We start from the raw sequence: 14874 nt of genomic DNA on the forward strand, positions 1-14874 counted from the left end.
AGACTGTCGGCGTGGTGCTCTACCAGGTCCTGCACTCCGTCGTCCCGCCCGTCGCCAAGCTGGTGTGGCGTCCGACCATCCGCGGACTGCACAACGTCCCCGCCACCGGTGGCGTCATCCTGGCCAGCAACCACCTCAGCTTCATCGACTCGGTGGTGATCCCGGTCGTCGTGCCGCGCAAGGTCGTGTTCCTGGCCAAGTCCGACTACTTCGACGGCACCGGGATCAAGGGCGCGTTCTCGAGGGCGTGGTTCACCGGGCTCGGGATGCTGCCGGTCGACCGCGACGACACCAAGGCGGCGATGGCCTCGCTCGACGTCGCCCTCGACGTCCTGGCACGGGGCGAGGCCTTCGGCATCTACCCCGAGGGCACCCGCTCCCGCGACGGCCGCCTGTATCGCGGGCGTACGGGTGTCGCCCACCTGGCGTTGACGGCGGGGGTGCCGATCGTGCCGGTGGGGCTGGTGGGGACCGAGAAGATCCAGCCCGTCGGCAGCCGGCTGCCCAAGGTGGTGAAGGTCGACATCACCTTCGGGGAGCCGATCGAGGTGGCGGGCCGGTTCGACGGCGTCGCGCTCGGCAAGGCGCGTCGCGTCCTCACCGACGAGGTGATGACCGCCATCCAGGACCTCTCGGGGCAGGAGCCGGCGGGCGTCTACAACGACCGCGCACCCGACGCCTGACGCGCGGGCGCCGGCTCACGGCTCGATGAGTCCCGCACGGATCGCATAGCGGGTCAGCTGGGTCCGATCGCGCATCCCGAGGCGGGCCAGGATGTTGGCCCGATGCCGCTCGACGGTCTTGATGCTGATCGTGAGCGCAGCGGCGATCTCCTTCGAGGAGGCGCCCTCGGCGATCAGCTTCAGCACCTGGTCCTCGCGCTCGGTGAGCACGGTGGACGGCACGTTCTCCCCGCGCCGCAGCCGCCCGAGGTAGTCGACGACGAGCGCGCTCATCGCGCCGGGGTACACGAACGTCTCCCCGCGCATCGCGGCCCGGCACGCCTCGACCAGATCCTCGTCGGCCACCGACTTCAGCACATAGCCCGACGCGCCGACCCGCAGCGCCTCGAAGAAGTACTGCTCGTTGTCGTGCATCGAGAGCATCAGGATCGGCGGCGGCTCACGGCGTCGGGCGATCTCACGCGCGGCCTGGAGGCCGGTCATCCGCGGCATGGCGATGTCGAGCACCACCAGGTCGACCTCCACCTCGCGCAGCAGGGCCACCGCCTCGGCGCCGTCGCCGGCCTCGGCGACCACGACCAGGTCGGGCTCACGCTCGAGGATGAGCCGGACGCCGCGGCGCACCAGCGCATGGTCGTCGGCCAGCAGGATCCGCGTCGGGGCGGGTCGCTCCTCACTCACCGGACCGGCACCACCAGACGCACCGTCGTGCCGGCGCCGTCGCCGCCGACGACGTCGAGCCGGCCTCCCACCAGGAGCGCCCGCTCGCGCATCCCCTCCATGCCGGTGCCGGGCTCGAGATCCTCGATCCCGACGCCGTCGTCGACGACCTCGAGGACGACCGCGTCGCCGAGCCGCCCCAGGGACACCTCCACCTGGCGGGCCTCGGCATGTCGCGCGACGTTGGTCAGCGCCTCCTGCGCCACCCGGTACAGCACGAGCTCGACCTCGGGGGAGAGGTCGGGCAGACCCGGCGCCACCCGGCGGCGCACGTGCCGGCCCACGGCGGAGAACTCGGTGGCGAGCGCTGCCAGCGCACTGTGCAGGCCGAGGTCGTCGAGCACCCCGGGACGCAGCTGTCGCGCGACCCGCCGCACGTCGTCGAGTCCCGCGCGCACGCTGTCGCGGACCTCGGCCAGCTCACCGGCCAGCTGCGGCGATGCCTGGCTCTCGAGCTGCTTCAGGCCGAGCAGCACGACGGTGAGGGACTGGCCCACCTGATCGTGCAGCTCCTGGGCGATCCGGTGTCGCTCGGCCTCCTGTGCGGCGAGGGCGCGGTGGCGGCTGGCGGCGCGCTCGGCCTCGAGCCGGTCGAGCATGGCGTTCCAGCTGCGGACCAGTACCGCACCGGGCCCGGTGCCGTCGGCGTCCTCGAGCCGACGGCCCTCGCCGGGGCTCTCCAGCAGGCGCATCTCCCGGACGACGCGATCGACCGGGCCGAGGGAGGCACGCAGCAGCACCGCGTTGACCAGCAGCATCGCGGCCAGCCCGAGGGTCACCACCACGAGCTCGGAGAGCAGCGGCTCCTGCGAGACGCTCGCCGGCGAGAGCACCAGTGCGACGGTCCCGGCGCAGAACACCGCCCCGTTGACCACGACGACCTTCCAGTACAGGGGCACGACACCACCCTCACAAACCGTCGGTGACGGCGTCCACCGCGTCGCGACGCAACGACCGGAATGGGTGGTAGCACCCATTCCGATCCGCCGGCGCCCGGCGCAGACTGGAGGCGTCGCCACGCAAACCCGGTCGCTGCCGACTCAGGGATCCGCAGCGGCCGCAGCCGAGACGGGAGGTGAGGACCGTGCCCGACTACATCGAGCACCCCGAGTACGTCGTGTGGCTGGTCCTGGCCCTCGCGCTGTCCGGCCTGGTCGTGGCGATCCTGCTGCGCTGGGTGCCACAGGGACACGCTCTCGTGGTCACCCGGCGCGGCCTCGTCTCCCGCGTCCGGGGGAGCGGCCCCGCGTTGCGGCTCCGGCCGGACGCCGACGCGCACCTCGTGGCGACCGAGCCCGGCGAGCTCCCGCTGCTCGTGCGCGGCACCACCGCCGACGGCACGTCGGTCCGGATGGTCGTGCGCGCGCAGGTGCGTGCGGTCCTCCCCGAGCCCGGCACGCCCTACCGCGACCCGGTCGTCGCCGCCGTCCCGGCAGCGGAGGGTGTGTTGCGCCGCGCGATCGAGGACGCCCCGGGCGACGACCTCACAGACCTCCCGATCCGCCTGCGACGGTCCTGGCCCAGCCTGACCGGGTTGGCGGATCGGGAGACCAGCCCGCTCGGGCTCCGGATCCTGGGGCTGGAGCTCCTCGAGCTCGACGTCGTGCTGCTCGATGCTGACGTGAGGCCGCCGAGCAGCGCGCTCGACGCGGGCCAGGCGCCAGCGGACCCGTCGGCACTCTGCGGCGACGGCGTTGGAGCCCGCTGAGCTGAACCTGGTGGTCCTCTCGGGGGCCGGAGTGCTGCTGGTCGCCGTGGTCGCGGTCCGGATCTCCAGCCGGCTGGGCCTTCCGAGCCTGCTCCTCTATCTCGGGCTCGGCCTGCTGATCGGGGAGGCCGGGCTCGGCCTGCAGTTCGAGAACGCCGACCTCACGCAGGTCCTCGGCACCCTCGCGCTCGCGGTGATCCTGGCCGAGGGCGGCTTCACCACCGACTGGGCCGTGATCCGGCCGGTCGCTCCTTTGGCCGGCGTGCTGGCCACCGTCGGTGTCGCGATCAGCGTCGCGGTGACCTCGGGACTCGTCTACCTCGTCCTCGACGTCGACCTGCGCACGGCGATCCTGCTCGGGGCGGTGGCCTCCTCCACCGACGCCGCCGCGGTCTTCGCCGTCCTGCGGAGCCTGCCCGTGCGCTCGCGGCTGCGCTCGACCGTCGAGGCCGAGTCGGGCTTCAACGACCCTCCGGTGATCATCCTGGTCACCGTCGTGGCATCCGATGCGTGGGAGGACGCCAGCGGGATCGGCCTGCTGGGCGAGATCGCGGTACAGCTGGTCCTCGGCGTGCTGCTCGGAGCCCTGGTCGCCTGGTTGGGACTCCGGGTCCTGGCCCGGGTCGCGCTGCCGGCTTCCGGCCTGTATCCCATCGCCACCGTGGCGATCGCCTTCCTCGCCTTCGCCGTGGCCGGTGTCGCCGGTGGCAGCGCCCTGATGGCGATCTACGTCGCCGGCGTCGTGCTCGGCAATGGCGCGCTACCGCACCGGGGGTCGACGGCCGGCTTCGCCGAGGGGCTCGCGTGGCTCGCCCAGATCGGTCTGTTCATCATGCTCGGCCTGCTGGCCAGCCCCGGTCGGCTGTGGGAGGCACTGCCCTACGCCCTGGTCGTCGGCGGCGCGCTCACGCTGGTGGCCAGGCCGGTGTCGGTGGCGTTGTGCGCGACGCCGTTCAAGATGCCGTGGCGCGAGCAGGCCTTCGTCAGCTGGGCCGGCCTGCGCGGTGCGGTCCCGATCGTGTTGGCCACGATCCCGCTCAGCGCAGGGCTTCCGGCGGCGGAGCGGATCTTCGACGTGGTCTTCCTTCTCGTCGTGATCTTCACCCTGGTGCAAGGACCGAGCCTGCCGTGGGTCGCCCGCGCGACCGGCGCCGCCGGGCAGGAGAACCCCCGCGACGTCGTCATCGAGTCGGCTCCGCTCGACGACCTCGGCGCGACGCTGGTGCAGTTCACCGTCGCGCCCGGGTCGCGGCTGGCCGGGGTCGAGATCGCCGAGCTGAGGCTGACCCCGCGCGCCGCGGTGTCGATGGTGCTGCGCGACGGTGCCGTCCACACGCCGTCCGCGTCGACGAGCCTGCGCGTGGGCGACCACGTGCTCGTCGTGGCGCCGCGTGAGGACCGCCGCGCGATCGAGCGCCGGCTCCGCTCGGTGAGCGCCTCCGGGCGACTTGCGGGCTGGTACGCCACCGAGACGCGAGGGAGGAACGAGGGGTCCTAGGACGCCCGCGCGCGTCCGGTGTCGTAGGCCCAGATAGCGATCTCGACCCGGTTGCGGGCACCGAGCTTGGTCATCAACGAGGTGATGTGGGACTTGACCGTGCTCAGGCCGACGAAGAGCTCGGCGGCGATCTCGGCATTGGTCCGGCCGCGCGCCACCAGGGCGAGCACCTCCTCCTCGCGCGGGGTGAGTGGGTCGAGGGGCTGCGCCGGCACGGCCGGCGCCTGGTCGGCGAAGGTCGCCAACAGCCGGCGGGTGACGTTGGGGGCGATCAGCGCGTCGCCGTCGGCCGCCGCGTGGATGGCCTGGACGAGGAGCTGCGGCCCGGCGTCCTTGAGCAGGAAGCCGCGCGCGCCGGCGCGCAGGGCGCCGAGGACGTACTCGTCGAGATCGAAGGTGGTGATCACCACGACCGCCATCGGATCCGCGACGTCCGGCCCGGCCAGACGCCGAGTCACCTCGATGCCGTCGAGGCCGGGCATCCGGATATCGACCAGCAGGACGTCGGGGCGCAGCCGGATCGCCAGGTCGAGCGCGCCGGGTCCGTCTGCGGCCTCGCCGACGACCTCGAGGTCGGACTGGGCACCGAGGATCATCGCCAGTCCGGTTCGCACCAGGTCCTGGTCGTCGGCCACGACGACCCGGATGCTCATACCGGGCCCTCCAGCGGCAGCACGGCCTCGACCAGCCAGCCACCACCGGGTCCGGGCCCCGCCGCGAGCGATCCGCCGAGGAGCTCGGCGCGCTCGGCCATGCCCAGCAGGCCGAACCCCGGCCTGGGAGCCGACCCTGGCTCGGTCGGTCCGTCGTCCGAGACGCGCAGCCGGACCACCTCGCCCTCCCGGCAGACGTCGATCCCGACCCGCGTCGCGTGCGGGGCGTGCCGGATCGCGTTCGTGAGGGCCTCCTGCGCGAGCCGGTAGACCGCGGCGTCCACCGGCCGTGGCAACCCGGCCAGGGAACCCGTGAGCGACACCTCGACGGCGGGCGCGGCGTCGTCGCGCGTCAGGGCAGGCAGGTCCGCCACGCCCCGCTGCGGCGAGTAGGTCCCGTGCTCACCCCCCAGGTCGCGTAGTACGCGCACCATCGATCTCATCTCCGCGAGGGTCTGCGATGCCTCCTGCTCGATCGCCGAGAGCACCAGGGCAGCCTTCTCGGGCTGCGTACCGGCCACCGCACCGCCGGCCTGCGCCTGCACCGCGATGGCGGAGACGTGATGGGCGACGATGTCGTGCAGCTCGCGAGCCAGCGCCAGCCGCTCCTGGTTGCGGATCTCGAGCCTCTGGCGCTTCCAGAGGTCCGCGCGGTAGCGGAACACCGCCGCGAACACGACGAACAGGAGCAGGAAGACGCAGCCGCCGAAGAGGTCGGCCCAGCTCGCGGAGGTGACGTACATCCCGAGCGCGACGACCGACGTCACGAGCCCTGCCCCCAGGACGACCTCACTCCCCGAGCCCCAGCGGACCAGGGAGTAGAGCAGGATCAGCACGGCCATCATCGAGTAGAGGCCGAGATCGTCAGTGTCGGCGGTCAGCTGCAGCACCGAGAGCACACCGACCGCGCCGAACCCGACCGCCGCGGCCGCCAGGGGATGGTCCCGCCGCCACAGGAGAGCCGGGGCCAGCGCCAGGGCGAGGAGGGTGACGAGTGGCCGCCAGGTCAGGTCGGCCCGCACGACGCCCTCGACGGCCGCGGTGAGGACGAACCCGCCGACGAGGAGCCCGTCGAGGCGGCCGACCGGTGGGGCGTCGTCGGGTCGCGGCTCGTGCCAGAGGGCGCGCCAGGCATTGACCACGACGCCAGCCTAGGGACCCGACGCCGTCGGCGTACCGGCCGAAAGTAGGAGCGGAGGACCCTGCCATCGGCCAGGTGAGGTCCGGCCTCGGGTCCGATGAGCCTGCCGTCGCGCTCGGTGATCGTGGTGCCACCGATTCCACCACCACCGGGGAGACCTTCGATGAGTGCACGCCGACCCACCACCTTGGACGAGCAGCGGATGCCCGTGCGCGTCGTCCTCGCCGCAGCCTGGACGAGCTTCATGTTCCTCTATGCCTACGTCGACATCCTCAACTTCTTCACCCCGGGCGTCGTCGAGGACATCCTCGACGGCAGGGTCTTCGAGTTCGACCTCTCGCAGACCTTCTCGGCCGCGGCGCTGACTCTCATGGCCGTCCCGATCCTCATGGTCGTGCTGTCGATCACGCTGCCCGCTCGGACGAGCCGGCTGGCGAACCTCGCCGTCGCCGCGCTCTACGTCCCCGTGACCGTGTTCAACGCGGTGGGTGAGTCCTGGCTGCTCTTCTACGGCCTCGCGATCGTGCTGGAGCTGGTCCTTCTCGCGCTGATCCTGCGGTACGCCTGGACCTGGCCCCAGGCCACCGCGCAGTCTCCGCTGTCGAGGTCGGCGATCCCCGCGTGACGGCACCGCACACCGGGTGCGGCACGATGGTCGCGACCCCTCAGAGCCCACTCGTGGAGGCAGCATGCGGATCGCGATCGTCATCGGAAGCACCCGTCCCGGACGTCGGGGGCGCGAGGTAGGGGAGTGGGTGTACAAGATCGCGGCCGAGCGCGACGACGCGACCTACGAACTGGTCGACCTGCTCGACTTCGACCTCACCCTGCTCGCCGAGGAGACCCTGCCGGGCGCGGCGAACCGTCAGTACGAGAACCCGAACACCCGCCGGTGGAGCGAGACCGTCGACTCCTACGACGGCTTCGTGTGGGTCACCGCCGAGTACAACCACGGCGTGCCCGCGGCGCTGAAGAACGCCTTCGACCTGCTCTCGCCGGAGTGGAACCACAAGGCCGTCGGCCTGGTGGCCTACGGCGCCGACGGTGGCGTCCGCGCCGTCGAGCAGTGGCGCGGGATCCTCGCGAACGCCCACATGGTCGTCGTCCGGGCGCAGCTCAGCCTCTCGATCATGACCGAGTGGACCGAGGCGGGGTTCACCCCCAACGACCGCCGAGCGGGCGAGCTCGAGTCGCTGCTCGACCAGGTCGTCACCATGACTCGCGCGCTGGAGCCGGTCCGCGCCGGCGCCTGACGCGGTCGGAGCGCGCCAGGAGTCGGGCGCGATGGAGGGTGGGGCGAAACAGGCAGTTGGCGCTCAGAAGGCCGCGTGAGTGGCAGCGCCGGGTGCGTGGATGGTGGGTTGGTAGTGGTCGGCGAACAGCTTGGCGACGAGCTCGCCCCGGGTGCTCACGCCTACTTTGGCGAAGACTGCCTTAAGGTGATCGCGCACAGTGTATGGCGAAACGTTGCGAGCCACGGCTATCTCTGCATTGGACAGGCCGCGCGCGACATCCTGGGTGATGTCCTGCTCGCGTGGGGTCAGGCCGTAGGCCTCGATGATGATCGGGGCGATCTGGGATGACTTCGCGGGGCCGATCGTGACGGCGATCGGGCCTGCCGACCCGTCGGGGCGATGAAGCGAGGAGGCGTGCACGACGAGCCAGCGTCCTGAACGTGCTCGCATGCGTGAGACCGCTGGTGAGCCTTCGCGCCCGGCGGCAACCATGGGCGCACGAGTGACCGCCGCGGAGATCATGCTCAACTCCGGGGTTGCGTCTGCCCAGCCGGGGCCGGCCAGTTCGGTCAGCCACCGGGATGCGGTTGCGTCGAGGGACAGCATCCCGCCGTTGGCGTCGTAGAGCAGCGTCCCGGCCGCATCGCTGTCGGCTGCGATGCCGGTTCGGCGGGTGGTGAGGCGTCGGAGTCCGTGGGCGACTCTAGAGCTCAGCTCACCGAGGATCCGCGTGTCTTGGTCGGTGAACTTCTTCCGCTTCTGCTCGCGGAACAGGGCGACCACGCCCCACGTGCTCGCGCCGGTTCGGAACGCGGCGCGCAACTCGTCGCCATACCCCTGCGGACGGAGGAACTCCCGGGCGCGCGCGCTCCGGTCAGGGGTGCCCGCTGTCGCGTGGTAAAGCGTCCCAATCGCGGCGTCGCTCCGTGCGAGGTCGCGGAAGAGCAGCACGTCCTCGACCTGATGCTCGCGCTCCCAGAAGGTCTCGCAGTGACCATCCGCGACATTCTCCACGCGCACCGGGAGGGTAGCCAGGACGGTGGATGGGTCTGTGGCGAACCAGGTGGCGCCGTCGAACGGAAGGACTCGGCGCAACTGAGACGAGACCTGCTCGAACAAGTCCTCGCCACTGGCCGCGTGCTCGGTCGCGTCGCGAACCGCGCGCAACGCGACCGCCAAAGTTCTGGTCGTCACCCGATTCAGTCTGCGCGTTCGCGAGCAGATGCGACACCCCCCCAGATGTAGGGGATGGGATACGGAACTGCCTGAGAGCGGGGGGATGGGCTCGAGACGTTCGCCGTTGGAGGCTGGCGCGGCACAGGGGTTTCGGCATCCCCCCGAGACGCTCACCAGCACTCACCACCCGGCAGGAGTAATCCGTGTCCGTCCACAAAAGCCTCGATCTTCTCGCCCTCGACCTCGATGGCGTGCTCACGCTGCCTGGTGATCCGGAGTGGGATCAGGCAAGGCAGGCCTGGAATCTCGCCGTCGACCAGCAGCCGGTGGCGGTCGCGACAGTCGCCTCCGTGCGAGACGTGCAGGCGGTCGTGACCGCAGCGAGACGCGCCGGGCTACGGGTGGCCCCGCAGTCGACCGGCCATAACGCCTCGCCGATGGGCGCCCTCGCCGACACGATCCTGTTGCGGCTCTCGCAGATGCGGGGCGTCTCGGTCGATCCGTCGCGACGGGTCGCTCGGGTCGAGGGCGGTGCCCAGTGGAGCGACGTCACGTCGGCGGCCGCGCGACACGGGCTGGCTGCACTGGCCGGTTCCTCCGGTGACGTAGGCGTGACCGGCTACACCCTGGGTGGCGGTGTGAGCTGGCTCGCCCGGTCGCACGGACTGGCTGCCAACCATGTGCTTGCGTTCGAGGTCGTCACCGCCTACGGCGAACCGCGCCGAGTGGACCAGGAGCACGACCCCGACCTGTTCTGGGCCTTGCGTGGTGGCGGCGGAAGCTTCGCGGTGGTCACCGCGATCGAGTTCGCGCTCTTCCCCATCAGCGAGGTGTACGCCGGCGCGCTGTTCTTCCCCCTTGAGCAGGCCCGCGAGGTCCTCAACGCGTGGGCCCGCTGGACGGACACCGTGCCCGCCGAGATCACCTCGATCGGCCGGGTCGTCCGGTTCCCCGCCGTCCCGGACGTGCCGCCCCACTTGGCGGGGAAGTCGTACACGGTGGTCGAGGCAGCGACCACCCTCGACCCCGTCGCCGCCGACGACCTGCTCGCCCCGCTGCGAGCACTCGGAGCATCGCACGACACCTTCGCGACCATCCCGGTCGAGCGGCTCGACCAGCTCAACATGGATCCACCAGCCCCCACGCCCATCTACGGCGACGGCTGGCTGCAGACCGACCTCAATGCCGAGGCCGTCGAGACCGTCGTGCGCGCGGTGGGCTCCGGAGTGGACACACCCCTGCTGGCTGTCGACCTCCGTCACCTCGGTGGCGCACTCAACTCAGGTCGCGGCGGCGGGGCTATTGACGGGTTGCCCGGCGCCTTCCTCGGATTCGCCGTCGGCATCACTGCCCGGCCGGAGGCCATCGACCGGGTCCGGTCGGCGGTGACCGGGATTCAGGACGGGCTGGAGCCATGGCGGGCGCCGGCCAGGTACCTCAATTTTGTCGAACAGCCGAGTGACGCCAGGTCGTTCTACGACCCACTCACCTGGGCCCGGCTCCGCGCGTTCAAGGCGGCCTACGACCCCGACGACCTGATCCGGAGCAACCACCCGATCCCAGCCGCCCAGGCATGACCGCAAGACAACGCCGCGAAGGGAACTGCCGCATCCTCGGGCGCTCGCGCCCCATCTTGAGCCATGACCCACACGCCCATCGAGAGGAACCCACCAATGCCGAAGCACACACCAACTCAGGAGCACGCCCCAAGCGGCGTCGACGTGTACCCGTCGCCGATGCCGCTCATGGAACTGGCCACAGGCTTCTGGGCCTCCAAAACACTGGCCGCCGCCCACGAGATGGACCTCTTCTCCTCCCTTTCCCGGGACGGAGAGACGACGGCAGCCGCGCTCGCCGAGCGTGAGGGGATCGAGCAGCGGCCGGCCGAGATGCTCCTGACCGGGTGTGCCTCGCTCGGGCTGCTTGAGGGCACCGGTGGTCGCTACCGCAACAGCGCGTTGGCCGAGGAGTACCTGGTTCGGGGAAAGCCTTACTACTTCGGCGGCTTCGTCCAGATGCTCGACCAGCGTCTCTACGACGGCTGGGGACGACTGACCGAGGCCATCCGCACCGACAAGCCCACGACCTGGGACCCGGACCGTCAGAGCTCGCTCTTCGAGGGAGAGGATCCGCAGCTGCTCGCAGTGTTCTGGGAGGCGATGCACTCGCTCTCGACCTTCACCGCCCGCACACTAGGCGCCGCGGTGAACCTGGACGACGCCAGCAAGCTGCTTGACGTGGGCGGGGGATCTGGGGCGTACGACATCGAGTTGTGCCTGCTTTACCCGCAGCTGGCCGCGACCGTCTTCGACCTGCCGCAGGTCACCCCGATCGCTGCGGAGAAAGTCCAGCAGGCAGGGCTCTCCGACCGCATCGCGACAGTGGCCGGCGACTTCTTCGCCGACGCCCGCCTGCCTGAGGGGCACGACACGATCCTGCTGTCGATGATCATGCACGACTGGGCCGAGGAACGGTGCCGTGCGATCCTGCGCAAGTCCTGGGAAGCACTCCCCACCGGTGGCCGCGTCATCATCTCCGAGCTGCTGGTGAACGACGAGCGCACCGGACCTCCACCGGCCGCCCTGATGAGCCTCAACATGCTCATCGAGACCGAAGGCCGCAACTACACACCCTCGGAGTACGCACGCTGGCTGCACGACATCGGCTTCCATGACGTCCGCACGGTCTGGTTCGAAGCGCCGGGCGCGAACGGTGCCGTGATCGCGACCAAGCCCTAGCGGCTCTCACAACAGCGCCGACTTCGGGCGTCGGACAGTCACGTCCACGACACACCGCGAACATCCCAACCCGGGAAAGCCCACCCAGAGAGGAACTGATTCCATGCGAGCCCTTATCGCCACGCAGGTCGCCGCGGCTGTCACCGTAGCCGTCATCGTGACCCTCCTGTCCGGCGCACCAACCATGGCCCGTCCCGACCCCGCTCCGATCGGTCACGCACAGCGTGCGCCGAGCGCCATATCGGAGCAAGAGGGGGACGACAGCATCGTCCAGCTCCGCAGACAGATCGAGGAGAACTCGCTGACCCCGGCACAGGCGCAGGCGCTGCAAGCGCGGGTCTCGCGGGTGATCGCGCGGACCGGTGGCACGCAGGTCGCGATCAACCAGGTCGTCTGGAACGGCGGTGACACCCTGATCCCGCTGCCGGGTGAGCAGCGGGCCCGCGAGCTCGGGCGCCAGGCGAGAGCAGGAACCGTCCACGGGTGCCACTACTACCAGTTCTGCACCTACGGTCACCGCGACTACTCCGGCATGGTCGACCGGATCTCGAGCTGCACCTGGCACATCTCACACGGCTTCTTCGTCGCCTACGTCAACAACCAGACGCCCGGGACCCGGGCCAGGTTCTACGACTACTACCGCCACTACCTCGCGACCAGCCAGCCGGCATTCAGCCAGGACGCGCGGTTCGGCAACACGCTGGGCCACCAGACCCACTACATCAAGCCCTGCTAGTTCGCCCGGGGCGTAGTTCACGCTCAGAGCAACGTTTCGGTTCAAGCGGTCGGCCACGCCGTGGTCCATCAAGGTGTTGTCCGCGTTGCCAGCGCCAGGCGGCCTCAGCTGGTTCGAGCCCAAGTGCCTGGGGGCGTCGATCTGCGCTCGCTAGGGCGTCTTCGTGGCCTGCTCCACGCGGGCCCGGGTAGTCACGACTGTCATGAGCAGGCCACACATGGTCAGGCCGGCTGCGGCGAGGTAGATGGGCCTGGGTCCTGCGGTGGAGTCGGCGATCAGCCCGCCGAGCAGGCCTGCGCAGGCGGCTGCGACCTGGTAGCCGGAGGCGTTGACGGCCATCGCCAATGTCGGGGCGTCGCCCGCGGTCATCATCACGCGAGCCTGCATCCCGGGGATGATCGCGAAGCCGAACAGACCAATCACGAAGACTGCCACCCCAGTAAGGGCTGTCGAGGTCGCAATGAACCAGGTGCCGACAAGGGTTGCGGCCAACAGGCCGAGGAGGGCGGGTTGAAACAGTCGCGGGTTGCGGTCGTAAAGCGTGCCTCCAACGAGATTGCCAATCGTCGCGCCGAAGCCGTAGGCGAGCAACAGAATCGGCAGACGGGTCGCGGGGTGACTTCCCAGCTCCGTGAGAAGGGGCGCGAGGTAGCTGAACACCATAAGCACACCGACGTTGCCCACCGCAGTGATGGCCAGCGCGACTAGCACCGGCCGCCGTCGCAGAACTCTCAACTCCGCGACCGCCGATGTCCGGCCCTCCTCGCGGGTCGGGGCGAGCTGCCAGAACGCCAGACCTAGTCCGATCAAGCAGGCAACGGCGATCGCGGCGAACGTCGTACGCCAACCCCACTGACTCCCGATCTGGGTGCCGATGGGCGCGCCGAGGATCATGGCCAGGTTCATCCCGAACGCCAACCGGGCAACCATGGTCCCGGCACGCTCAGGTGGCGCGGACTGCACCGCGATCACCATCGCTTGGGCGAAGACGGTCGACGTCACCAGTGCGGTGATCACTCGGGCTGCCAAGAGCAAGGAGAACTCGGGAGCAAGAGCGGAGACAGCATTCCCGGCGACCGAGATGGCGAGCAATCCCAACATCAGTGATTTCCGGTCGACTCCGGCGGTCACCGCTGTAAGCACCGGGCCGCCGATGATCATGCCAACGGCATACGCCGTGACCAACAAACCTGCGGTGCCAACAGTGACCCCGAGGCTGGTGGCGACCTCGGGCAGGATCCCGGCGATCACGAACTCACCGGTTGTGATGCTGAAGACGCAGAACATGAGGATGGCAAGGCGGCGCATGCCCAACACGCTAAAGTCTCACGTAGACGTGAGAGTCAAGCCCGAGTCGTGAACGGAGCAGACAGTGAAGATCGGCGAACTGTCAGGTCGGACCGGAGCCAGCGTGCGAGCGTTGCGCTACTACGAGGAGAAGGGTGCTCTAAGCCCGGGCCGGACCCCCAGCGGCTACCGAGTCTTCTCCGACTCCGACATCGACAAGGTCGCGCACATCCAAACCCTGCTCGCGGCCGGTCTCGGCATGGACCTCATAGGCGAAATCCTGGCGTGCCTGTCCGGCGGGTCCCTGCTGCTGGACGACTGCCGCGAACGTCTCGAAGCAGAGCGTCGCCGGATCACCGGCGACATCGACCAACTCATCCAGACCCGTTCGCTGTTGGACGAACTGCTCGGCGCCACCCGCGGACCCACTCGTCGAGACACTGCTGAACCATCCGTCGCGTAAGCATCAGTCGTGGGCCGGCACCAAGGCCCTGCCCCGCGACAGCCGGACAGGAAGGCGGTTCGGCGACCCCGGTACAGCTGGCTGCTGGTCAGTGGTTCGTCGTCTGCAATCCAGGAGCGGCCGGGTCCGGGGTCACGTCTGGGACAGCGAAGCGCGGGTTCGCGCCGGCGGCAACCACGCGCATCACGAAGCCGGCGGCTTCCTCGGCCTGCCGCGCAGCAATGAGCCCGCCCAGCACCGCGGTTCGCGCGCCGAGGTCTCCGATCAGCATCGCAGTCCGATCCATGGCCCCCGCGTCATCGCCACAGATCGCGACAACCGGCGAGGCGTTCCGCTGTCCGTCGAATGGCCAGGACGCGCCGGCGAACAGGTGGAGCGCCTTGACCACGTGGGCGCCGATCGCGAGACGGGCGACCAGCTCGGCAGCCGATCCGACCTCAGGGAGCAGGCGCCCGGTCGCGTAGTCGACTGCGTTGGTGCAATCGATCACGGTCTTCCCGGTCAGCCGCCCGTCCGAGCCGCCGATCAGCCGCAGCGCCTCCTCCAGACCTCCCCAAGCGACCGCAACCACGACCACCTCGGCCTGTTCCGCAAAGCGTTCCGGGTCGATCGACCTTCCCGCGGACCCGATCTGCCCCGCCGCGTCCTTCGCGCGGGCGGGGGCCCTCCCCGTGACCAAGATCGAATGGCCTGCGGTCGCCCACGCTCTCCCGAGTGCCACTGCCAGGTTTCCTGTCCCCAACAGTCCGATCTCCACGGTGCTCTCCTTCGTGAGACGACTTGTCAGTAAGACGCTAGACATCTCGCTCCTACCAATCGGTAGGAACGAGTGAGTG

Annotated in this window: 16 protein-coding genes; 9 read left to right on the forward strand and 7 right to left on the reverse strand. The window is 70.0% G+C overall.

Annotated features, from left to right (window positions below):
• The first annotated feature begins 11 nt into the window (after positions 1-11).
• Positions 12-683: a lysophospholipid acyltransferase family protein gene (locus tag WMR31_RS04500; RefSeq protein WP_340537574.1), complete on the forward strand. Its 672-nt coding sequence runs from the start codon at positions 12-14 to the stop codon at positions 681-683.
• A gap of 15 nt (positions 684-698) precedes the next feature.
• Here WMR31_RS04500 and WMR31_RS04505 read toward each other — a convergent pair whose 3' ends face one another.
• Together WMR31_RS04505 and WMR31_RS04510 are read right to left on the reverse strand one after the other, a co-directional pair.
• A complete protein-coding gene (locus tag WMR31_RS04505) occupies positions 699-1364 on the reverse strand; it encodes a response regulator (RefSeq protein ID WP_340537575.1) in 666 nt (221 codons plus the stop codon).
• Positions 1361-2302 (reverse strand): sensor histidine kinase, encoded by a 942-nt coding sequence (locus WMR31_RS04510; protein WP_340537576.1) that lies wholly within the window; start codon positions 2300-2302, stop codon positions 1361-1363. The genes WMR31_RS04505 and WMR31_RS04510 overlap by 4 nt, the downstream gene beginning before the upstream one ends.
• Positions 2303-2487: 185 nt before the next feature.
• Here WMR31_RS04510 and WMR31_RS04515 point away from each other — a divergent pair, with 185 nt between their 5' ends.
• On the forward strand, positions 2488-3111 hold the full coding sequence (locus WMR31_RS04515; RefSeq protein ID WP_340537577.1) for an SPFH domain-containing protein: 624 nt from the start codon (positions 2488-2490) through the stop codon (positions 3109-3111).
• Complete coding sequence (locus WMR31_RS04520) at positions 3098-4609, forward strand: potassium/proton antiporter (RefSeq protein WP_340537578.1); 1512 nt, start codon at positions 3098-3100, stop codon at positions 4607-4609. The genes WMR31_RS04515 and WMR31_RS04520 overlap by 14 nt, the downstream gene beginning before the upstream one ends.
• Here WMR31_RS04520 and WMR31_RS04525 read toward each other — a convergent pair.
• On the reverse strand, positions 4606-5262 hold the full coding sequence (locus WMR31_RS04525) for a response regulator (RefSeq protein WP_340537579.1): 657 nt from the start codon (positions 5260-5262) through the stop codon (positions 4606-4608). The two genes, WMR31_RS04520 and WMR31_RS04525, sit on opposite strands and share 4 nt — an antisense overlap.
• On the reverse strand, positions 5259-6404 hold the full coding sequence (locus WMR31_RS04530; protein ID WP_340537580.1) for a sensor histidine kinase: 1146 nt from the start codon (positions 6402-6404) through the stop codon (positions 5259-5261). Before WMR31_RS04530 ends, WMR31_RS04525 begins: the two co-directional genes overlap by 4 nt.
• Before the next feature lie 162 nt (positions 6405-6566).
• On the opposite strand from WMR31_RS04530, the gene WMR31_RS04535 reads away from it, so the two are divergent.
• The gene (locus tag WMR31_RS04535; RefSeq protein ID WP_340537581.1) at positions 6567-7028 is read left to right on the forward strand and encodes a DUF6326 family protein; all 462 of its coding nucleotides are present in this window, start codon (positions 6567-6569) and stop codon (positions 7026-7028) included.
• Positions 7029-7092: 64 nt separating this feature from the next.
• Positions 7093-7656: an NADPH-dependent FMN reductase gene (locus WMR31_RS04540; RefSeq protein ID WP_340537582.1), complete on the forward strand. Its 564-nt coding sequence runs from the start codon at positions 7093-7095 to the stop codon at positions 7654-7656.
• 63 nt (positions 7657-7719) lie between these two features.
• On the opposite strand, the gene WMR31_RS04545 is transcribed toward WMR31_RS04540, so the two are convergent.
• Positions 7720-8832 (reverse strand): helix-turn-helix transcriptional regulator, encoded by a 1113-nt coding sequence (locus WMR31_RS04545; protein WP_340537583.1) that lies wholly within the window; start codon positions 8830-8832, stop codon positions 7720-7722.
• Between the two features lie 185 nt (positions 8833-9017).
• Here WMR31_RS04545 and WMR31_RS04550 point away from each other — a divergent pair, with 185 nt between their 5' ends.
• The 3 genes from WMR31_RS04550 (at position 9018) to WMR31_RS04560 (ending at position 12288) form a co-directional block, all read left to right on the forward strand.
• Positions 9018-10391 carry an FAD-binding oxidoreductase gene (locus WMR31_RS04550; RefSeq protein ID WP_340537584.1) on the forward strand — a complete coding sequence of 458 codons (1374 nt, stop codon included), beginning with the start codon at positions 9018-9020 and terminating at the stop codon, positions 10389-10391.
• 159 nt (positions 10392-10550) lie between these two features.
• Positions 10551-11552 carry a methyltransferase gene (locus WMR31_RS04555; protein ID WP_340537585.1) on the forward strand — a complete coding sequence of 334 codons (1002 nt, stop codon included), beginning with the start codon at positions 10551-10553 and terminating at the stop codon, positions 11550-11552.
• A gap of 103 nt (positions 11553-11655) precedes the next feature.
• Entirely contained in the window at positions 11656-12288 is a 633-nt protein-coding gene (locus tag WMR31_RS04560; RefSeq protein ID WP_340537586.1) for a hypothetical protein, read from the forward strand.
• Positions 12289-12438: 150 nt separating this feature from the next.
• Here the strand turns inward: WMR31_RS04560 and WMR31_RS04565 are convergent, their stop codons facing one another.
• Entirely contained in the window at positions 12439-13596 is a 1158-nt protein-coding gene (locus tag WMR31_RS04565) for an MFS transporter (RefSeq protein WP_340537587.1), read from the reverse strand.
• A 64-nt stretch (positions 13597-13660) separates the two neighbouring features.
• Here WMR31_RS04565 and WMR31_RS04570 point away from each other — a divergent pair, with 64 nt between their 5' ends.
• Positions 13661-14038, forward strand: a complete 378-nt coding sequence (locus WMR31_RS04570) for a MerR family transcriptional regulator (protein ID WP_340537588.1) — start codon at positions 13661-13663, stop codon at positions 14036-14038.
• A gap of 88 nt (positions 14039-14126) precedes the next feature.
• On the opposite strand, the gene WMR31_RS04575 is transcribed toward WMR31_RS04570, so the two are convergent.
• A complete protein-coding gene (locus WMR31_RS04575) occupies positions 14127-14795 on the reverse strand; it encodes an NADPH-dependent F420 reductase (RefSeq protein ID WP_445321598.1) in 669 nt (222 codons plus the stop codon).
• Positions 14796-14874: the final 79 nt, after the last annotated feature.

Source organism: Nocardioides epinepheli, assembly GCF_037936805.1.
Lineage (GTDB): Bacteria > Actinomycetota > Actinomycetes > Propionibacteriales > Nocardioidaceae > Nocardioides.

Coding starts and splice junctions, on each gene's coding strand:
- WMR31_RS04525 (WP_340537579.1), bottom strand. CDS start 5,262: ATGAGCATCCGGGTCGTCGTGGCCGACGACCAGGACCTGGTGCGAACC.
- WMR31_RS04535 (WP_340537581.1), top strand. CDS start 6,567: ATGAGTGCACGCCGACCCACCACCTTGGACGAGCAGCGGATGCCCGTG.
- WMR31_RS04540 (WP_340537582.1), top strand. CDS start 7,093: ATGCGGATCGCGATCGTCATCGGAAGCACCCGTCCCGGACGTCGGGGG.
- WMR31_RS04555 (WP_340537585.1), top strand. CDS start 10,551: ATGCCGCTCATGGAACTGGCCACAGGCTTCTGGGCCTCCAAAACACTG.
- WMR31_RS04560 (WP_340537586.1), top strand. CDS start 11,656: ATGCGAGCCCTTATCGCCACGCAGGTCGCCGCGGCTGTCACCGTAGCC.
- WMR31_RS04565 (WP_340537587.1), bottom strand. CDS start 13,596: ATGCGCCGCCTTGCCATCCTCATGTTCTGCGTCTTCAGCATCACAACC.